18 protein-coding genes and 1 pseudogene are annotated in these 20,183 nt (G+C 68.7%); 2 read left to right on the top strand and 17 right to left on the bottom strand.

Annotation, left to right across the window (positions count from 1 at the left end):
• Positions 1–20: 20 nt before the first annotated feature.
• The 3 genes from NA4_RS28580 to NA4_RS28570 all read right to left on the bottom strand — a co-directional run bounded on the left by NA4_RS28580 (position 21) and on the right by NA4_RS28570 (position 5,771).
• Complete coding sequence (locus tag NA4_RS28580; protein ID WP_067476828.1) at positions 21–2,402, bottom strand: Tex family protein; 2,382 nt, start codon at positions 2,400–2,402, stop codon at positions 21–23.
• Positions 2,403–2,505: 103 nt separating this feature from the next.
• On the bottom strand, positions 2,506–4,137 hold the full coding sequence (locus tag NA4_RS28575; protein ID WP_067476825.1) for an AMP-binding protein: 1,632 nt from the start codon (positions 4,135–4,137) through the stop codon (positions 2,506–2,508).
• Positions 4,137–5,771 (bottom strand): AMP-binding protein, encoded by a 1,635-nt coding sequence (locus tag NA4_RS28570; RefSeq protein WP_067476822.1) that lies wholly within the window; start codon positions 5,769–5,771, stop codon positions 4,137–4,139. Before NA4_RS28570 ends, NA4_RS28575 begins: the two co-directional genes overlap by 1 nt.
• A gap of 99 nt (positions 5,772–5,870) precedes the next feature.
• Here NA4_RS28570 and NA4_RS28565 point away from each other — a divergent pair, with 99 nt between their 5' ends.
• On the top strand, positions 5,871–6,722 hold the full coding sequence (locus NA4_RS28565; protein WP_157129361.1) for a helix-turn-helix transcriptional regulator: 852 nt from the start codon (positions 5,871–5,873) through the stop codon (positions 6,720–6,722).
• 138 nt (positions 6,723–6,860) lie between these two features.
• Here the strand turns inward: NA4_RS28565 and trmD are convergent, their stop codons facing one another.
• The 4 genes from trmD to rpsP form a co-directional block, all read right to left on the bottom strand.
• Positions 6,861–7,565 carry a tRNA (guanosine(37)-N1)-methyltransferase TrmD gene (gene trmD / locus NA4_RS28560; RefSeq protein ID WP_067476816.1) on the bottom strand — a complete coding sequence of 235 codons (705 nt, stop codon included), beginning with the start codon at positions 7,563–7,565 and terminating at the stop codon, positions 6,861–6,863.
• Positions 7,566–7,625: 60 nt separating this feature from the next.
• Positions 7,626–8,150 (bottom strand): ribosome maturation factor RimM, encoded by a 525-nt coding sequence (rimM, locus tag NA4_RS28555; RefSeq protein ID WP_067476813.1) that lies wholly within the window; start codon positions 8,148–8,150, stop codon positions 7,626–7,628.
• Complete coding sequence (locus tag NA4_RS28550) at positions 8,151–8,393, bottom strand: RNA-binding protein (RefSeq protein ID WP_011210690.1); 243 nt, start codon at positions 8,391–8,393, stop codon at positions 8,151–8,153.
• Between the two features lie 94 nt (positions 8,394–8,487).
• A complete protein-coding gene (rpsP, locus tag NA4_RS28545; protein ID WP_067476810.1) occupies positions 8,488–8,922 on the bottom strand; it encodes a 30S ribosomal protein S16 in 435 nt (144 codons plus the stop codon).
• Between the two features lie 223 nt (positions 8,923–9,145).
• Here rpsP and NA4_RS40835 point away from each other — a divergent pair, with 223 nt between their 5' ends.
• Positions 9,146–9,301, top strand: a complete 156-nt coding sequence (locus NA4_RS40835; RefSeq protein WP_157129360.1) for a hypothetical protein — start codon at positions 9,146–9,148, stop codon at positions 9,299–9,301.
• Here NA4_RS40835 and NA4_RS28540 read toward each other — a convergent pair whose 3' ends face one another.
• The 10 genes and pseudogenes from NA4_RS28540 to NA4_RS28495 form a co-directional block, all read right to left on the bottom strand.
• Positions 9,302–9,859, bottom strand: a complete 558-nt coding sequence (locus NA4_RS28540; RefSeq protein ID WP_067476807.1) for a dihydrofolate reductase family protein — start codon at positions 9,857–9,859, stop codon at positions 9,302–9,304.
• Between the two features lie 113 nt (positions 9,860–9,972).
• Positions 9,973–10,713 (bottom strand): class I SAM-dependent methyltransferase, encoded by a 741-nt coding sequence (locus NA4_RS28535; protein ID WP_067476804.1) that lies wholly within the window; start codon positions 10,711–10,713, stop codon positions 9,973–9,975.
• Positions 10,714–10,762: 49 nt separating this feature from the next.
• The gene (locus NA4_RS28530) at positions 10,763–11,746 is read right to left on the bottom strand and encodes an LLM class F420-dependent oxidoreductase (protein WP_174553007.1); all 984 of its coding nucleotides are present in this window, start codon (positions 11,744–11,746) and stop codon (positions 10,763–10,765) included.
• A gap of 56 nt (positions 11,747–11,802) precedes the next feature.
• Positions 11,803–12,897, bottom strand: coding sequence for an amidohydrolase family protein (locus NA4_RS28525; protein ID WP_067476844.1), 1,095 nt, complete (start codon positions 12,895–12,897; stop codon positions 11,803–11,805).
• 141 nt (positions 12,898–13,038) lie between these two features.
• Complete coding sequence (ffh, locus tag NA4_RS28520; protein ID WP_067476798.1) at positions 13,039–14,601, bottom strand: signal recognition particle protein; 1,563 nt, start codon at positions 14,599–14,601, stop codon at positions 13,039–13,041.
• 105 nt (positions 14,602–14,706) lie between these two features.
• Complete coding sequence (locus NA4_RS28515) at positions 14,707–14,991, bottom strand: hypothetical protein (RefSeq protein WP_067476795.1); 285 nt, start codon at positions 14,989–14,991, stop codon at positions 14,707–14,709.
• 166 nt (positions 14,992–15,157) lie between these two features.
• Positions 15,158–17,581, bottom strand: a complete 2,424-nt coding sequence (locus NA4_RS28510) for a [protein-PII] uridylyltransferase (RefSeq protein WP_067476841.1) — start codon at positions 17,579–17,581, stop codon at positions 15,158–15,160.
• A gap of 120 nt (positions 17,582–17,701) precedes the next feature.
• Complete coding sequence (locus tag NA4_RS28505; protein WP_040868325.1) at positions 17,702–18,040, bottom strand: P-II family nitrogen regulator; 339 nt, start codon at positions 18,038–18,040, stop codon at positions 17,702–17,704.
• A 5-nt stretch (positions 18,041–18,045) separates the two neighbouring features.
• A complete protein-coding gene (locus NA4_RS28500; protein ID WP_157129363.1) occupies positions 18,046–19,374 on the bottom strand; it encodes an ammonium transporter in 1,329 nt (442 codons plus the stop codon).
• Positions 19,375–19,750: 376 nt separating this feature from the next.
• A pseudogene (locus NA4_RS28495) lies at positions 19,751–20,183 on the bottom strand (signal recognition particle-docking protein FtsY); the annotation flags it as partial.

Here is a 20,183-nt window from a genome sequence, read left to right as displayed (position 1 = left end):
ACTCCCTACCGTGCGCAGGACTACTGGCCGAAACCCGCCCTGCGCAACGCGTCGGCCATCGCACCGCTCGGCGGGGGCGCATTGCGACGCTGATTTCCTCCGCGTCCCTGTCCCTGGTTACGGCCTTGGCCCTGTTGCCTGTTCTGGCCATTCTGCCGCTGCCGCTGCTCGCCGCCGGATCGGCCGCCCTGGCCACGCTGCTTGTCGCCGCTCTTGCCGGGCACGGCGGGCTCGTCGTCGAGGCGCAGGGACAGACCGATGCGCTGACGCGCCACGTCCACCTCGAGCACCTTCACCTTGACCACATCGCCGGATTTGACCACCTCGCGCGGATCCTTCACGAAGTTGTGCGACATGGCCGAGACGTGCACCAGCCCGTCCTGGTGCACACCCACGTCGACGAAAGCGCCGAACGCGGCCACATTCGTCACTACGCCTTCGAGCACCATGCCCGGCTTCAGGTCGGCGACCTTTTCCACGCCCGCGGCGAACTCCGCGGTCTTGAACTCCGGCCGCGGGTCACGGCCCGGCTTCTCAAGTTCGGCGATGATGTCGGTGACGGTCGGAACACCGAACCGCTCGTCGGTGAAGTTGTCGGCGCGCAGCGCGCGCAGCACCGAGGTGTTGCCGATGATCTCCGCGACGCCGCGGCCGGTGGATTCGAGGATGCGCCGCACCACCGGGTACGCCTCGGGATGCACGGCGGAGGTGTCCAGTGGGTCGTCGCCTGCACGGATCCGCAGGAAGCCCGCGCACTGCTCGAACGCCTTCGGTCCCAGGCGCGGCACGTCGAGCAGCGCGGTCCTGCTGCGGAACGGGCCGTTCTGGTCGCGGTGCGCGACAATGCTTTCCGCCACCGACCCGGCGATACCCGACACCCGCGACAGCAGCGGCACCGAGGCCGTGTTCACGTCGACGCCGACCGCGTTCACCGCGTCCTCGACGACCGCGCCCAGTGAGCGCGCCAACAGGGATTCGGACACGTCGTGCTGGTACTGGCCGACTCCGATGGACTTCGGGTCGATCTTCACCAACTCGGCCAGCGGGTCCTGCAGCCGCCGCGCGATCGACACCGCTCCGCGCAGGGAGACATCCAGATCGGGGAGTTCCTGGGAGGCGTAGGCCGAGGCGGAGTACACCGAGGCGCCCGCTTCGGACACCACGATCTTGGTCGGCTTGTTCTCCGGGATGCGCGAGATCAGTTCGGCGGCAAGGGCATCGGTCTCCCGTGACGCGGTGCCGTTGCCGATCGCGATGAGTTCGACGCCGAACCGGGCGACCAGCGCGCCGAGCACCGCGAGCGACTTCTCGGTCTGGCCCTGCGGCTTGTGCGGGTAGATCACCTCGGTGGCGACCACCTTGCCGGTGGCGTCGACCACCGCGACCTTCACGCCGGTGCGGTAGCCCGGGTCCAGGCCCATGGTCGTGCGAGTGCCCGCGGGGGCGGCGAGCAGCAGGTCGCGCAGGTTCGCGGCGAACACGTCGACCGCGTCCTTCTCGGCGGCCTGGCGCAGCCGCATCCTGGTGTCGATGCCGAGGCTGACCTGCAATTTGGTGCGCCAAGCCCAGCGCACGGTGTCCAGCAGCCAGGAGTCGGCGGGGCGGGCCCGGTCGGCGATGCCGAAGCGGGCGGCGATGCGGCCTTCGTAGACGGTGCGCTGTCCCGGCTCCGGCTCCTCGGTGTCCGGCTCCAGGTGCAGAGTGAGGACCTCTTCCTTCTCGCCGCGCAGCAGCGCCAGCACCCGGTGGGAGGGCAGCTTGTCGAACGGCTCGCTGAACTCGAAGTAGTCGGCGAACTTCGCGCCCGACTCCTCCTTGCCCGCGCGCACGGTCGAGGTGACCTGCCCGCGGTTCCACATCAGCTCGCGCAATTCGCCGACCAGGTCGGCGTCCTCGGCGAAGCGCTCGACCAGGATGGCACGCGCTCCGTCGAGCTGCTCGGCGCTGTACTGCGCCGGATCGGTGTCCGGGTCGCCGATCAGCGCGTCGGCCACCGGCTCGTGCCCCGCCTCGCGCGCGATCTGCGCTTTGGTGCGCCGCTTCGGCTTGTAGGGCAGGTAGATGTCCTCGAGCCGGGCTTTGGTCTCGGCGAGCAGGATCTGCTGGTGCAGCGTGTCATCGAGTTTGCCCTGACCGCGGATCGATTCGATGATCGTGGCCCGGCGCTCGTCGAGTTCGCGCAGGTAGTGCAGACGCTCGTCGAGCTGCCGCAGCTGCGCGTCGTCCAGACCGCCGGTGACCTCCTTGCGGTAGCGCGCGATGAAGGGCACCGTCGAGCCCGCGTCGAGCAGCTCGACGGCGGCGCGGACCTGGGCCTCGCGCACCGCGAGTTCCTCGGCGATGCGACGGGTCACGCTGGCTCCGGCCGCGGCGACGGAAGGCGGCGGCGCGGGAGGGAGCACGGTGTTGGACTCTGCACTGGAAGTCTCGGGCGCTGTCGTCACGTTGGGAGACACTACAGTCGCCACCTGACACGCTGTCCACGCCCAGGTGAACCGGTCCACATCAGCTGTCGCCCAGGCCGAGTAGCCGCCGGGACAACACGCGCATTTCGGCCTTGCGGATCTTGCCGGTGACCGTCATCGGGAACGCATCGACCACGTGCACATAGCGCGGGATCTTGAAGTGCGCCAGCTTGCCGGTGCAGAACTCACGCAACGCGGCCGCGTCCAACGGCGTTGCGCCCTCGCGCATCCGGACCCACGCCATGAGCTCCTCGCCGTACTTCGGGTCCGGCACGCCGATCACTTGGGCATCGAGGATGTCGGGATGGGTGTAGAGGAATTCCTCGATTTCGCGCGGATAGATGTTCTCGCCGCCGCGGATGACCATGTCCTTGATCCGGCCGGTGATGGAAAGGTAGCCGTCGTCGTCCATCACGCCGATGTCACCGGTGTGCATCCAGCGGGCGGCGTCTATCGCTTCGGCGGTTTTGCCCGGGTCGTCCCAATAGCCGAGCATCACCGAGTAGCCGCGGGTGCACAGCTCGCCGGGTTCGCCCCGCGGCACCGTGAGACCCGTTGCGGGATCGATGATCTTGACCTCCAGGTGCGGGCCGACGCGGCCGACGGTGGCGGTGCGCCGCTCGATGCTGTCGCCGCGGCGGGTCTGGGTCGAGACCGGTGAGGTTTCCGTCATGCCGTAACAGATGCTCACCTCACGCATGCCCATCCGGTCGATCACCCGCTTCATCACCTCGATCGGGCACGGCGAACCAGCCATGATGCCGGTGCGCAAGGTGGACAGATCCGTGGTCGCCGAATCCAGTTCGGCGAGCATGTCGATGAACATCGTCGGCACGCCGTACAGCGAGGTGCAGCGCTCGGCTTCGACCGCGGCCAGAGTGGCCTTCGGATCGAAGGAGGGCGCCGGAATCACGATGGCCGCACCGTGACTCGTGCTCGCGAGGTTGCCCATCACCATGCCGAAGCAGTGATAGAACGGCACCGGGACGCAGATGCGGTCCTGCTCGGTGTAGCCGCACAGCTCGCCGACGAAATAGCCGTTGTTCAAGATGTTGTGGTGACTGAGCGTGGCGCCCTTCGGGAAACCCGTTGTGCCGGACGTATATTGGATATTGATCGGGTCGTCGGTCGACAGCAGCGCGGCGAGCGCGGTGAGCCGGTCGGCATCGATCACGGTATGGGTCAGCGCGTCCCACTCGGGTGTGCCCAGTACGACAACCTGCTCCAGCCCCGCGCAGTTCGGCCGGACCTGCTCGATCATGGCGACGTAGTCGGACGATTTGAACCGCTCGGCCGCGACGAGCATCCGCACGCCCGCCTGACAGAGTACATACTCCAGTTCGCTGGTGCGGTAGGCCGGGTTGATGTTGACCAGAACCGCGCCGATCCGCGCCGTGGCGAACTGCACGAGAAACCATTCCGCGCAGTTCGGCGCCCAGATGCCGACCCGGTCGCCCTTGCCGATGCCGCGATCAGCGAGGCCACAGGCCAGGGCGTCTACCGCCGCACCGAGTTCGCGGTAGGTCCAGCGGCGTCCGGACGGACGATCCACCAGCGCTTCCCGATCCGGGAACGCCGCAACGGTGCGGGCGAGGTTGCCGCCGATGGTGTCGCCGAGCAGCGGGACCTCGGAAACGCCGGAAGCGTAGCTGGGCAGGGAAAGCTGCGACATCACCGCACTCCTCCCTGCCGCAGCACGAATCGCTGCACCTTGCCGCTGGGCGTCTTCGGCAGGCTCGATACGAAGTGCACACTGCGTGGGTAGGCGTGCGCGGCGAATTTCCGTTTCACCAAGCTCTGCAGTTCGGACTTCAACTCGGGGCCGCCCTCGGCGCCGTCGCGCAGCACGACGAACGCCTCCAGCACCTCGCCGCGCAGGTCGTCCGGCATGCCGACAACGGCCGCCTCGGCGACCTGCTCGTGCAGCACGAGCACGCTCTCCACTTCGAACGGGCCGATGCGGTAGCCCGCCATGATGATCACGTCGTCGTCGCGAGCGGAGAAGTGGAAGAAGCCATCCGCGTCCTGAGAGCCCGCATCGCCGGTCAGATACCAGCGGCCGTCGGCGGTGTAGCGCTGTGCGGTGCGTTCCGGGGCATCGAGATAGCCGAGGAACCACAGCAGCGGACTGTGCTCAGTGTCGATGGCGACCCGGCCCAATGCGCCGGCGGGAGCGATGGTGTCAGCGTCTTCGGCGAGGACCGCGCAGGTCCAGCCCGGCAGCGTGCGCCCCATCGAGCCGGCGGGAGTCTCGGTGTCGAGGTCTTCGTGCCAGGCATTGCAGATGACCATGCCGTGCTCGGTCTGGCCATAGTGGTCGCGCACCGCGACGCCGAGGTATTCCGTTGACCAGGCCACGACCTCGGGCGTCAGCGGCTCGCCCGCCGAGGACGCGCGACGCAACCGGGAGTGCACCGGCGGCGCGGCGCTTTCGGCGCGCAGCGCGCGGTACGCCGTCGGCGCGGCGGCGAAATTGGTGACGCCGAAGGTCTCCAGCACCTGCCAGGTCAGCGGAGCGGAGAAGCCGGCGTGCAGCAGGATGCTGCGTATGCCGGTGGCCAACGGGCCGAGGATGGCGTAGTAGAGGCCGTAGGCCCAGCCCGGGTCGGCGGCGTTCCAGAACACATCGTCGGGCCGGACATCCAGCGCGAACTCCTGATAGGCGTGGAAGGAGGCGAGCGCGCGCAGGGGAATCGGGACGCCTTTGGGCGTGCCGGTGGTGCCGCTGGTGAACAGCTGGACCAGCAGGCCGTCGCCGCCGACCGCGACCGGGCCGGCGTCCGGGTGGGTGGCCGAATGGCTATCGAGCAGATCGGCCATGCGCACTGCCCCCTCCGGCATCTCCGCGCCGGAGACGATCAGCCGCCAGGGCGGGTCCGCGGGCAGATCCGTGCCGGGCGCCAGCTTCGGCGCCTGATCGGAGTCGGCGATGACGATCGACGCCCGAGCCGCGTCGAGGCGCAGCGCGATGGCCGACGGCGCGAACGCGGTGAACAGCGGGACGTGCACCGCGCCGCGCCGCCAGATGCCGAGCAGCGCGACCACCAGGTCCGCCGACTTCGCCATCAGCGTGGCGACCCGGTCGCCGGGCTCGACGCCGAGTCCGGCCAGTGCCGCGGCGAATCGGGCCGAGCGTTCGCGCAGCTCGCCATAGGTGAGGTCGGTCGACGACAGGTCGGCCTCGACGATCGTGAAGGCCACCTGGTCGGCCGGGTGCCGATCACACAGCAGGTCCGCCGCCGATGCGTCCGCGCGGTCGTAACAGTCCAGCAGCTCGCGCACCCGCTGATCGGTATCGGTGCCCATCTTCGGTTCCCCTCTATCGGTGATCCAGCTCTACCCGGGTGTGCAATAGGATGTGGGTCACATCCCCCTGGCCACTACCCCCGAAAAGGGGTGAGTCCCGTGACCCACACCGCGCTGCTGCGTCCACGCGACGCCGACGCGTTACGCGCCGAGATCCGCTGGGTGGCGAGCACCGCGGGCGTGCCAGTGGTCTTCGGCGGCGAAGTCCATGGCGACGCCCTATTACTCTCGGAATTCGTCGGGACGGTCACCAACGGACTGCGCGGGCTGGCTGTCGTGCGTACTTCGGGGCTGGGCGGCCGGGTGATGGATTCGGGGCGACCCGCCGTGGTGGCGGACTACCGCACGTCGTCCTCGATCACCCACGACTATGACGCGCCGGTCTCCGGCGAGGGCATCCGTTCCGTGCTCGCCGTCCCGGTGATCGTGGACCAGCGCTCCCGCGCGGTGCTCTATGCCGCCACCCGGGGCGCGGCTCCGCTCGGTGACCGCACCGCGGATCTCGTCGTCCAGGCCGGTCGCCGCCTGGCCACCGAGATCGCCGTTCGCGACGAGGTCGACCGCCGCCTGCGGATGCTGGAGCTGGCCACGCCGTCGGCCGATACCGCACCGGCTGTCACCGAGGAACTCCGCGACATCCACGCCGAACTTCGCGACATGGCGCGCTCCGCCGACGACGACCGGTTGCGCGGGCGTCTGCACGCGGTGTGCGAGCGACTCACCCGCGTCCTGGTCGGCGAGCCGCTGCCCGACAGTCCGCGGCTGTCCCGCCGGGAACTCGACGTGCTGTCCCAGATCGCCCTCGGCTGCACCAATCAGGAAGCGGCACAACGTCTCTCACTCGGACCGGAAACCGTGAAGAGCTACCTGCGCAATGCCATGGTCAAACTCGACGCCCACTCCCGGCACGAGGCTGTGGTTGCGGCGCGGCGCCACGGGCTGCTGCCGTAAGGATCGGACAAGGCTCGTAGACGATGTTCGATTCCGTGGTGCGGTGAACGATCATGTGCACCAATCGAGTATGCCGAGCACCTTCGGTCGATCGCGCAGAGCCATCAGCAACGTCTCCACGGGTGGCCGCGGCACCTACTACTGAGAGCCGGACGCCCTATCGTGATCGGCGAGCAGGTCCGGGCGGCGTTCGCGGGTGCGGGCGAGGGATTGCTCGCGGCGCCAGGCGGCCACCTTCGCGTGGTCGCCGGAGAGCAGGATCGGTGGAACCTCGAGTCCGCGCCAGGAGACCGGGCGGGTGTAGCTGGGACCCTCGAGCAGTCCGTCGGAGAACGAATCCTCTTGGTGGGACTGCTGATTCCCGAGCACGCCGGGCAGCAGCCGGACCACGGCCTCGGTCATCACCAGCACCGCGGCCTCCCCGCCGATCAGCACGTAATCGCCGATGCTGACCTCCTCCACGCGCACCCGGCGGGCGGCGTCGTCGAAGACGCGCTGATCGATGCCCTCGTAGCGACCGCAGGCGAAGACGAGGTGCTGCTCAGCGGCCCAGCGGTGCGCCGTGGCCTGGGTGAATGGCACGCCGGCCGGTGTGGGGACGACGAGCAGCGCGTCGTCGGGGCAGACTTCGTCGAGCGCGTCACCCCAGACGGTGGGCTTCATGACCATGCCGGGCCCGCCGCCGTAGGGCGCGTCGTCGACCGACTTGTGCACGTCGTGCGTCCAGCGGCGCAGGTCGTGCACCGCCAGGGAGATCAACTCCTTGTCGATCGCCTTGCCGAGCAGCGCCGTGCGCAGCGGCTCCAGATACTCGGGGAAGATCGTGACGACGTCGATTCTCATGCCTGTCTCCTGTCGCCGCGGCCCCGAGCCGGGCGCCGCGCGATCGGGTCCTCCAGCGGCTCATTCCGGGTCGAGCAGGCCCTCGGGCGGATCGATGACGATCACACCGTCGGCGATCGATACCGTGGGCACGATCGCGGTGACGAACGGGATGAGGATCTCCCGCCCGTCGTCGGCGGCACGCACCGCGAGCAATTCCCCCGCCGCGGAATGCAGCACCTCGCGCACGGACCCGACCACGGTCTCGTCGGTGAGCCGGACCTCCAGCCCCTCCAGCTGGTAGTCGTAGAACTCGTCCGGATCCTCCGACGGCGGCAGATCCGCGCTGTCGACCACGAGCAGCGTGCCGCGCAGCGCGTCCGCCGCGGTGCGGTCGGCGACTCCGGCGAGAAATACCAGGAGCCGGCCCGAGTGCTCCCGGGCCGACTCCACGGTGAAGTCGCGGACATCATCGGTGCGCGGCAGTCGACCGCGCAGCGTAGTGCCGGGGGCGAACCGCTCCTCGGGCTCGTCCGTGCGCACCTCGACGACAAGTTCGCCGCGCACACCGTGCGCCTTGGCGACCCGTCCGACGACGAGTTCCATCTACTGGTCGGTGTCGACCACGTCGACCCGGATGCCCCGGCCGCCGATACCGGCGACCAGGGTGCGCAGTGCGGTCGCGGTACGTCCACCGCGGCCGATCACTTTGCCCAGGTCATCGGGATGAACGTGCACCTCGACCGTGCGTCCGCGGCGACCGGTGATCAGCTCGACGCGGACGTCGTCGGGGTTGGCGACGATGCCGCGCACCAAGTGCTCGACGGCATCGGCGACTACGGCGCTCACTGTTCCATCACCTCGAGACGCGACTCCCCCGTCGTCGGAGCCGGTCTATCGACGGCTCGAGACGGGTACAGAGTGGACGGGTAATGCCGACTCATTACTCGGCGGCCTCAGCAGCCTCGGCGCCTTCTCCGGCGTCCTTCTTGGCGGCCTTCTTCTTGGGGGTGACCGCCTCGGCGACCGGCTCGTTGTCGGCGGCGGCCAGCGCGGCGTTGAACAGGTCCAGCTTCGACGGCTTCGACGGCTTGACCTTCAGGGTGCCCTCGGCGCCGTCGATGCCCTTGAACTTCTGCCAGTCACCGGTGATCTTCAGCAGCTGGAGGACCGGCTCGGTCGGCTGCGCGCCGACACCCAGCCAGTACTGCACGCGCTCGGAGTCGATCTCGATGAGCGACGGCTCTTCCTTCGGGTGGTACTTGCCGATGGACTCGATGGCCCGGCCGTCCCGGCGGGTGCGGGCGTCCGCGACGACGACGCGGTACTGCGGGTTGCGGATCTTGCCCAGGCGGGTGAGCTTGATGCGAACAGCCACTGCTGATCTGCCTTTCGTTGGTTGGTCACGACGCAATGCGGCGACCCGCATGGTCTGCGAGCCCGGTTTTGCGCTTTCGAGTGTGTGACCGCCGCGCGGTACGGAACCGGAGACGGGCTGACACTTGTCCGGAAGGACGGTGGTCCATTGTGCCAGACGGCACGATCGCGCCAGAAATCGCGGCCGTTGTTCACACCGAGCGACCAACGCGCAATAACGAGGCATGGGAATCTTCCGTCGCAAACGCAGGCGCAGGGACGGCATCAACCGCGAGATCGCGGCCGAACTCGGCGATCCGGCACTGACCGAGTACGTGGTGCCCGGAGTGTTCCGCACGCTGCGGGTCCTCGTTTCGGGTCTCTTCCGGGCCCTGGACTGACTATCGACGGCGATACCTCAGCAGCACCACGCCGGAGCGGAACGGCCGGGTCTCGACCAGACGCAGTGCCGGGAGCCGGGGCGCGTCCGCGAAGAGCCGCTCACCCGCGCCGAGCACCACGGGGTAGACGAACAGGCGGTACTCGTCGACCAGGTCGGCGGCGACCAGCGCCCGGACCAGCCGGATGCTGCCGGTGGCGACGATGTCCCGCCCCGGCGCTGCCTTGATCGCGGCGATCTCCTCGGCCAGCGGACCGCGCAGGATCACCGTGTTGTCCCACTCCGGCTCGCGTAGCGACCTGGACACCACGTATTTCGTCACCTTGTTCAGGTGATCGGTCACTCCGCTGGTGTCGTCGGTCCGGTTCGGCCAGTACCCACGCATCTGCTCGAAGGTGACCCGGCCGAACAGCACGGCGTCCGAGGCCGCCGCCTGCTCCCGCAGTTCCGCGACGAGGTCGGACTGATCGACCCCTTCCCGGTCGGCGACATCGAACCAGTCCGTCGCCTCGATCACCCCGTCGAGCGTGATGTTCTCGGTCACGATCAATTCCCGCATATGTGCCTCCCATCGGCTGCACCCCTCGTCAGTGCAGACGCGAGCCACCGCTGGAATTCATCGCTGGGGGCCGGGCGAGCTTCGATGCGGCGCCACGGCGTCGGTGACCGACCCTATCGAGAGGCGGCGGTGGCGGTCAGGGCGCGGGTGGGCACCCAGGGGCCACCCCACCACATGCGCCACCCGAGGGTGCGGTGGGTGAGCCCGGTCGCACCGCTCCCGGCCAAGGTGGCGCGGTATCGCCGGGTGTTGCCGATATCGACGATGACCAGCTTGCCGCCGGGACGCAGGACACGGCATGCCTCGCGGACGGCGTCGTCACGCCCCTGCGCGGTCCCGATGGCGTGAATGGCCAGGCTGGACACCACCACGTCGAACGCGCCGTCCGGGAACGGCATCCGGGTCATGTCGCCCGTGCGCAGTTCGATGCGATCGGCGACGTTCTCGGCGAGCGCGTTCTGCTCGGCGGTGGCCGGCGTGTTGCCGCAGTGATCGGCGGAGCACCACAGGTCGAGGCCGACGGCACGCCCGGCGGGCAGCCGTCGCGCGGCCGCGAGCAGCACTGCGCCGCGCCCGCAGCCCATGTCGAGGAGTAGTTCGTCGCCGTGCAGTTCGAGGTCGTCGAGCAGACCCGCCCAGACCCGGAATTTACCCCGGAGGGTCGCGTGCAGGAACAGCCCGAACTGCGCGGCGAGCACGATGCCGATCAGGAGGAGCAGCAGGCTCGGACGCGGCTGCCCGAACAGCGCCACCACCAGTGCGGCGGCGAGATAGCCGACCGCGAGAACTCCCAGCAACAGCAGCACCGACGGCGCGTCGACACCGTACGACGCTCGCCACGGAGGAGCTATCATCGGCCGATTGTATCCGGCGACAACGGCATTCGCGTCCGGTTCCGGCTCGTCAGGCCACCAGCGGCGCCAGGGTGCGTCCGACGAGTTCGACCGCGCCCTGCTCGTGTCCCTGGAAGATCATATTGACGATCAGGCCATCGACGCCGTGGTCGAGAACACGGGTCCGCAGCTGCTCGGCAACCTCGTCCGGTGTGCCGACGAACTGACGGTCGGCCGGGGTCTGCTTCCGTTCGGATTCCGACAGCGCCGACAGGTCGATTCCCATGCGGCTCAAGTAATCCTGTTGCTGCTTGCGAACCCGGTCGCCGTCCTCGTCCACCATCAGAAAGCACAGGTAGCTGGTTTCCAACGTCGCGGGGTCGCGGTCGGCCTCGGCGCAGCGTTCGCGCAGAACCTCGATTTTGCGCGGCAGTTCGGAGGCGTTGCAGATGAGGTTGAGGTGGTCGGCGAAGCGGGCCGCCAGGCGGAAGGTCTTCTTCTCGCCGCTGCCGCCGAGCAGGATCGGCACGTCCTCGCGCACGCGCGGCTCGTTCATCGCGTTCTCGACGTGGTACCACTTGCCGTCGAAGGTGGGCCGCCGGCCGCGCAGCATCGGCTGGATGATCTGCAGCGCCTCCTCGAGCCGCTCGAAGCGATCGGTGAACGTGCCGAACTCGTAGCCGAAGGATCGGTGCTCGAGCTCGAACCAGCCCGCGCCGATACCGAGCACCGCGCGGCCGCCGCTGACCACGTCCAGCGTGGTGACGGTCTTGGCGAGCATGGCGGGGTTGCGGTAGGTGTTGCCGGTCACCAAGGCCGACAACTGGATTCGCTCCGTCGCCGTGGCTAGGCCGCCGAGGGCGGTGTACGCCTCGAGCATCGGGTCGTCCGGAGTGCCGATGCCGGGCAGCTGATAGAAGTGGTCCATCACGAAAGCGGTGTCGAAACCGGCGGCTTCGGCCTCCCTGGCCTGCGCGATGACCGTCGGGAACAGTTCGCGCACCGACTTGCCGTAGCTGAAGTTGGGCATTTGATAACCGAGGCGAATGGTCACGGAGTCGACCCTACCGGGCGCAGCCGACGAAGTCCGTCACCGAAGCGAATGACGAATTATCGATGACCGGTGACCGGCCCGCGTCCGCCGTACACGCGGCCGCGCAGCACGACGGCGTACGGTGCGGTGAGCGCTTCCGGATGGGTGCGCGGGTCCTGCTGGTAGACAACGAAATCCGCGGGCGCGCCGGGCTCGATGCCCGGCCGTACGAGCCAGCCGCGGGCATCCCAGGAGGCCGCGCCGAGCGCGTCGTGCCGGGACAGGCCCGCGGCGCCGAGCGCGGCGATCTCGTCGGCGATGCGCCCGTGCCGGATGGCACCGCCGGCGTCGGTGCCGGCGAAAATGGGTACGCCCGCCTCGTGCGCGGCGGCGACCGTGCCCCGTATCCGGCGGTGCAGGTCGCGCATGTGCGCGGCGTAGACCGGGAATTTGCCCGCGCTGTCGGCGATCTCGGGAAAGGTGTCGATATTGACCAAGGTGGGGACCAAGGCGGTGCCGTGCTCGACCATCATCTCGATGGTGTCGTCGGTGAGGCCGGTGCCGTGTTCCAGGCAGTCGATACCCGCGTTGATCAAGCCGGGCAGCGCGTCCTCGCCGAAGACGTGCGCGGTGACCCTGGCGCCATTGGCGTGCGCGGCCTCGATGGCCTCCTTCAGGATCGCGTCGCTCCACAGCGGGCGCAGGTCGCCCACGGAGCGGTCGATCCAGTCCCCGACGATCTTCACCCAACCGTCGCCGAGGCGGGCCTGCTCGGCGACGATCTCCGGCAGGTCGCGTTCGTCGTCGAGTTCGATGCCGAGCTCGCGGATGTAGCGCTTGGGCCGGGCGATATGGCGGCCGGCGCGGATGATGCGCGGCAGTTCGTCATGCTCGTCGATGAACCGGGTGTCGATCGGGGAACCCGCGTCGCGCAGCAGCAGCGCACCGGCTTCGCGTTCGATCTCGGCTTGCGCGACGGCGCCCGCCCGGTCCTCGTGACCTCCGCCGTACCGGATACCGACGTGGCAGTGCGCGTCGACGAGTCCGGGCACGATCCACCCGCTGCTGCACAGTGTTTCGGCCCCGGGGACGGGCTCGAAGGACACCAGCCCGTCCCGCACCCAGAGATCGCGCACCTCGTCGCCGGGGAGAACCACTCCTCGCAGATGCACAGCACCCTCCTGGACGTCGTCGGCAGCCTCCAACCTACTTGTCGAGTCCGCGGGACCGTCACCGAGAGTGGCGGGAGAGCGCGGCGTGCCGCCGGGCACGCGAACGCCGCGCGGAGAGTGCGCGGCATTCGGGCCCGGCGTCTACTTTTTCGGGAACTTCAGCTTGGAGATGTCGAAGCCCTCGAGGCCAGGAGGCAGCTCGTCGAGCCCGGCGGGCATGTTGGACAGGTCGGGCATGCCGGCGGGCATCCCCGTCATGCCACCCATCCCCGGGAATCCGCCGCGCACCTTCGGCGGAGTCGGGCCGCGGCCGCCCTTCTTGCCTTTCTTGCCCTTCTTCGCGCTGCCGCGGCGGGAGCCGGGCAGCCCCATCTGGCGGCCCATCATCGCCATCATCTTCTTGGCCTCGAAGAAGCGGTCGACGAGCTGGTTGACCTCGGAGACCTGGACGCCGGAGCCGTTGGCGATGCGCAGGCGGCGAGACGCGTTGATGATCTTCGGGTTGTCCCGTTCGGCCGGGGTCATGCCGCGGATGATCGCCTGCACGCGGTCGAGTTGCTTGTCGTCGACCTGGGCGAGCACGTCTTTCATCTGACCCGCGCCGGGCAGCATGCCGAGCAGGTTGCCGATCGGGCCCATCTTGCGGATGGCCAGCATCTGGTCGAGGAAGTCCTCGAGGGTGAGCTCGCCGCTGCCGATCTTGCGGGCGGCCTCCTCGGCCTGCTTGGCGTCGTAGACCTGCTCGGCCTGCTCGATCAGGGTGAGCACGTCGCCCATGCCGAGGATGCGGCTGGCCATGCGGTCCGGATGGAAGACGTCGAAGTCCTCCAGCTTCTCACCGGTGGAGGCGAACAGGATGGGGACACCGGTGACCTCGCGGACGCTCAGCGCCGCGCCACCGCGGGCGTCGCCGTCGAGCTTGGTGAGCACCACGCCGGTGAAGCCGACGCCGTCGCGGAACGCCTCCGCCGTGCTGACCGCGTCCTGACCGATCATCGCGTCGAGCACGAAGAGGGTCTCGTCCGGCTGCACGGCGTCGCGGATGCCCGCGGCCTGCCGCATCAGCTCCTCGTCGATACCGAGACGACCCGCGGTGTCGACGATGACGACGTCGTACTGCTTCTGCCGCGCTTCCTCGACACCGCCGCTGGCCACGTTCACCGGGTCGGCGGCCGAGATGCCCAGCGGGTTGTCGCCACCACCGACGGAGGTGCCGGGATGCGGCGCGTGGACGGGCACGCCTGCGCGCTCGCCGACCACTTGCAGCTGCGTGACGGCGCCGGGGCGCTGCAGGTCACAGGCCACCAGCAGCGGCTGATGCCCCTGGCCCTTCAACAGTTTCGCCAGCTTGCCCGCGAGTGTGGTCTTACCGGAACCCTGCAAACCGGCGAGCATGATCACCGTCGGCGGATTCTTGGCCAGGTTCAGTCGTCTGGTCTCGCCGCCGAGGATGCCGACGAGCTCCTCGTTGACGATCTTCACGACCTGCTGGGCCGGGTTCAGCGCCGCGGAGACCTCCGCGCCCTTGGCGCGCTCCTTGATCCGCCCGATGAAACCGCGCACCACGGGCAGCGCCACATCGGCCTCGAGCAGGGCGAGGCGGATTTCCCGACAGGTCGCGTCGATGTCGGCCGGTGACAGACGCCCCTTACCACGCAGATCCTTGAGGGCACCGGTAAGCCGGTCGGACAGGGATTCGAACACCGATCGCGCTCCTGATCTCGGGGGACGTCACAATTCTCTCCCAGGGTAATGGGATCGCCCGCGTGATCGCGCAGGCGGTGCGTCCTTTCCGGCGCGGCGGGTCCGCTAGTCGAGCACGCGACGGCGCGGTTTGGGCGGTGTCCGGTAGTCCCGGTTCTCCTCGGTGACCATGAACACCGCCTCGTTGGCGGTCAGTCCCAGCTCGAGGGCCAGGTTGTCGAGGACGGCCCATTCCGCCGTGCTCGGGATGGGCGAGGTGGCGACCGTGGTCGCGATCGTCATCGCGGTCACCGCCTGCCGTCCGGTCAAGGTGCGTCCGGGGAGCCAGGAGACCACCCAGCGGTCACCGCCGACGCAGCGCGCCATATGCGTGGTCTCGTCACTTGTCATTGTCGACGCCGAAACGACTTCAATTGCCACCGACCTGCTCCCCTCGTGCTCGCGATAGCCAGACGCTCTAGATCGTAGGGGCGCGCCGCCGAGCCGGAGCTCTTATTCAGCAAATATCCTGCAACAGATTGATTACCGGACAAAATTGCAGGTCAAGACATATTTTTCAGATTGTCGCGTCGTTTTCCAGCGGCTTTGGCGCAGTTCTGGGAACCACCGCGAGAATCGCTTTCTCGATCGCTTCCCGGCGCGCGGGAGCGTCCTCTTGGCTTAAATCGAGGCAGAAACTGTCGACCACCGCCGACCCCATCGTGACCACTTTGGCCCAGCGGACATCCGCCCCGCAGCTCGCCAGTTCGGCGGCCAGACGGCTGAGCAACCCGACCCGGTCCTCGGCGCGCAGCTCCAGGATCACTTGGCCGGGCACCGCAGTGTCCAACCAGATCACCCGCGGTGGCGCCTGCGCGTAGCGGGCCCGGCCGATGCTGGTCGCCGCACGCTCGCGTTTGGCCAGCGCCGCAGACACGTCCAGGTCTCCCGCGGTGGCGCGGATCAGTTCCTGGCGCAGCAACCCCGGATCCGGCGGGTCGCCGAATTTGGGCGAGACAACGAAAGTGTCCACGGCGAAATCGCCTTCGACGCCCAGTGCCGCCGACAGTACGCGCAACGAGTGCAGCGCGAGCACCCCCGCAGCATCGGAGAGCAGGCCCGGAGTGTCGGGGGCGATGACGGTGACCGTATAGGTGTATTTACTGTCCCCTGGCTTCAGGTCGACGTGCACCCCACCCGCCTGCGCCTTCTCGACCAGTTCCGGCGCGATGGGCTCCGGCGTCGGCAGCGGATCGCCTGCCATCACCATCCGGCAGCGCCGCACCAGCTCGCCGATCAACGACGCCTTCCAGTCACCCCACACGCCGGGGCCGGTGGCCAGCGAATCCGCCTCTGCCAGCGTGTGCAGCAGCTCCAGCAGCTGAGGATCGCCATCGAGTGTGTCGACCACGAACCGCACCGTCTCGGGATCGGTCAGATCGCGCCGCGTCGCGGTTTCCGGCAGCAGCAGATGGTGGCGGACGACCGCGCTGAGCGTGCGCACGTCCGAGGGCCACAGGCCCAGCCGCCTGCCGATGTGGGTGGCCAGCTCCGCGCCGACGACGCTGTGGTCGCCTGCGCGACCCTTGCCGATGTCGTGCAGCAGCGCGCCGAGGGCCAGCAGGTCCGGCCGGGCCACCCGGGTGCTGATCGCGCTGGCATAGGCGACCGCCTCGACGAGGTGACGGTCGACGGTCCAGGTGTGCAGGACATCGCGCGGTGGCAGATCGCGCACGGCGCCCCACTCCGGAAGCAGCCTGCCCCACAGACCGGTCCGGTCCAGCGCCTCGATCGCGTCGATGGCGCCGCGGCCCGTGCCGAGCAGGACCAGCAGGTCGTTGAGGGCGTCTTTCGGCCACGGCTCGCGCAGCTCGGGCGCGTCTTCGGAAAGCCGGTTCAGCGTGGTGGCCGACATCGGCAGCCCGGTCTGCGCCGAGGCCGCCGCCACCCGCAGGATCAGGCCGGGGTCGCGCTGGGGGCGCGCGTCGCGGGCGAGCACGACCTCACCGGCATGCTCGACGACACCCTCGTCGAGTGGCCTGCGCACCGGCATCCGGCGCAGCCGCGCCAGCCCCCGGCGCGGGAGCGCGTTGGCCGCGGTGCGCAACCCGACATCCACGGAATAGCTCACCGTGCGCGCCGAATCGCTCAGCGTACGAGCCAGATCGAAGCGGTCGCCGATGCGCAGGGCCGCGCCGATCTCGTCGGCGTCCTGGGCGCGCAACTGGTCGCGGGAGCGGCCGGCGACCCGGTGCAGTTCGGTGCGCACGTCCAGCAGGCGACGATGCGCCTGCTTCAATCCGCCGCCGGGTACGTCCGGCCCGAGGCCGGGCATGGCGTCGGTGAGCTGGGCGATGGCCAGCGCGTCGAGCAGCTGGATGTCGCGTAGGCCGCCGCGCCCGTTCTTCAGATCGGGCTCGGCGCGGTGCGCGATCTCGCCGTTGCGCTCCCATCTGGCCTGGGCCTGGGCGATGAGGTCGTCGAAGCGGTTGCGGATTCCGGTGCGCCATTCCCGGCGCACGCCGCCGATCAGCAGGTTGCTCAATTCCTGGTCGCCGACGATGTGCCTGGCTTCGAGCATGCCCAGTGCGGCGATGAGATCGTCGGCGGCCACCCGCAGCGCCTGCGGCACGGTCCGCACGCTGTGGTCGAGCTTGATGTGCGCGTCCCACAACGGGTACCAGAGCTGGTCGGCGACCTCGGCCACCCGGGCGGGGTCGACGTCGTCGTGCAGCAGCATCAGATCCAGATCCGAGTACGGCAGCATCTCGCCGCGGCCCAGACCGCCGACCGCCACCACGGCCAGACCGCTGTCGGCGGTGATGCCCAGTTCGGCGCCCTTGCTGGTGAGCCACAGTTCGAAGAGGTCGACCAGGGCCTGGCGCAGCGACTCCGCGTCGAGCCGAGGGTTGCGGGGCAGGCCGCCGTCGAGCAGTTGGGTTCGTGCGCGGACCAGGTCGGCCGCCGCGTTGGAGATCTTGCCGTTGACTTCTTCGGTCACCTTCGGGTCACCGCCGTGCTCGTGCTGACTACCCACAACCCACCGCCCATTTCACGCGTGCGGCCCCGCTCCGACCGGGAGCTCCGGTGGGAGCGGGGCCGCCGCTCTACTCGAGATTCGTTACAGCGCGTCGGTGCCGCGTTCGCCGGTCCGCACCCGGATGATCGACTCCACCGGGGTGACCCAGACCTTGCCGTCGCCGATCTTGCCGGTCCGGGACGCCTCCACGATCACCTCGACGACCTTGTCGACGGACGCGTCGTCCACTACGACCTCGACGCGGACCTTCGGGACGAAATCGACCGAGTACTCGGCGCCGCGGTACACCTCGGTGTGGCCCTTCTGGCGGCCGTACCCTTGTACCTCGCTGACGGTCATGCCCAACACGCCCGCCTGCTCGAGCCCGCTCTTGACGTCCTCGAGCGTAAACGGTTTGACGATTGCGGTGATCAGTTTCATGTTCGTCATGCCTCCTTGGCAGAACGTGCCGTGCTACCCAGAGCGGCGAAGTCGTAGGCGGTTTCCGCGTGCTCGGACTCGTCCAAGCCCACCGACTCTTCTTCCTCACTCACGCGCAGCCCAATGGTGAACTTCACGATATAGGCAATGATCAGCGTCGCGATGAAGGAGAAGGCAAGTACCACACCGGCACCCACCGCTTGGCGCCACAGCTGGTCGACACCGCCGCCGTAGAGCAGACCGGTCTTGGCCGCACCCGCCTCGGGCGCCGCGACGAAACCGACCATCAGGGTGCCGACGATGCCGCCGACCAGGTGCACGCCGACCACGTCGAGCGAGTCGTCGAAGCCGAACTTGAACTTCAGGCCCACCGCGAGGGCGCACAGCGCGCCCGCGACCACGCCGATGGCGAGCGCGCCGAGCACGTTCACCGAGGAACACGACGGGGTGATGGCCACCAGACCGGCCACGATGCCCGAGGCAGCGCCCAGCGAGGTGGGCTTGCCGTCGCGGATCTTCTCCACCAGCAGCCAGGCCAGCATCGCGGCGCAGGTCGCGATGGTGGTGATGATGAACGTCGAACCGGCGAGGCCACCGGAGGTCACCGCGGAACCGGCGTTGAAGCCGAACCAGCCGAACCACAGCAGACCGGCGCCGAGCATGACGAACGGCAGGTTGTGCGGGCGGAACGGCGTGGTCGGCCAGCCCTTGCGCTTGCCGAGCACCAGCACCAGCGCCAGACCGGCCGCACCGGCGTTGATGTGCACCGCCGTGCCGCCGGCGAAGTCGACCGCGAGCAGGTCGTTGGCGATCCAGCCGCCCTCGTGCACGACGTTGCCGTCGGCGTCCTTCACGTCGAAGTCGAACACCCAGTGCGCGACCGGGAAGTAGACCACCGTGGCCCAGATGCCGGTGAACAGCAGCCACGCGCTGAACTTCAGGCGATCGGCGACCGCGCCCGAGATGAGGGCAACCGTGATGATGGCGAACATCAGCTGGAATGCGACGAAGACCGTCGCCGGAATCGTGCCCGCGAGCGGAATGTTCACCGCCTCCGTCGTGATGGCGCCTGCCGCGTCCTTGACCTCGGCGACGGAGTTACCACCGATCAAGCCCTTCAGGCCGAAGAACTGCGTCGGGTCGCCGATCACGCCGAACTTGTTGTCGCCGAATGCCGTCGAGTATCCGTACAGCGACCACAGCACGCCGACCACGCCCATCGCGCTGATGCTCATCATGATCATGTTGAGCACGTTCTTCGACCGGACCATGCCGCCGTAGAAAAATGCCAGGCCCGGTGTCATCAGCAACACCAGCGCCGAACTCGCCAGCATCCATGCGGTATCACCGGTGTCCGGCGCACCGGTAAGCGGAAATGCCACCTTAATGTCCTCCTCATCTCGGGCCCAGCCGATTCCGGCAAATGGACCTGCACAGAAGGGTCCTCACTCGGTGTTTCATCCGTTGAGCTGTGGTGTTTCGCCTGTGTGAACGGATGGCGCACCTGTGTTGCTACCACGTTTCGTGATGTACACCAGATGTTTGCCGAAGCTGTGAGCGGCGTGTCCGCGAAATCGGACATTCGCTATCGCCGAGCGGGAGTCGGCAAACATTCGGGGTGTGACCTGCCTCGCACCGATGCCTCGGACGCGCGGCGCGCCGTTTACGCGGAAGGCCGCGGGCTCAACCCTTTTCGAAGGACCAGGAGAATCAGCCCAACAGCGCGTCCACGAACGCGGCGGGCTCGAACGGGGCCAGGTCGTCGGCGCCCTCACCGAGACCGACCAGCTTCACCGGCACGCCCAATTCGTGCTGGACCTGGAAGACGATGCCGCCCTTGGCCGTCCCGTCCAGCTTGGTGAGCACCACACCGGTGATGTCGACCACCTCGGCGAACACCCGCGCCTGGTTCAGTCCGTTCTGGCCGACGGTGGCGTCCAGCACCAGCAGGACCTCGTCGACGGCGGCCTTCTTCTCCACGACGCGCTTGACCTTGCCCAGCTCGTCCATCAGGCCGGTCTTGGTGTGCAGCCGGCCCGCGGTGTCGATGAGCACCACGTCGACACCGTGCTCGACGCCCGCGGCCACCGCGTCGAACGCGACGGCCGCCGGGTCGGCGCCTTCGCGGCCGCGGACGGTGTCG

Origin of the sequence: Nocardia amamiensis NBRC 102102 (genome assembly GCF_001612745.1) — a bacterium.
Classification (GTDB): Bacteria; Actinomycetota; Actinomycetes; order Mycobacteriales; family Mycobacteriaceae; genus Nocardia; species Nocardia amamiensis.
The sequence above is the reverse complement of the archived record's forward strand: the minus strand, read 5'-3'. Positions and strand labels throughout refer to the sequence as shown.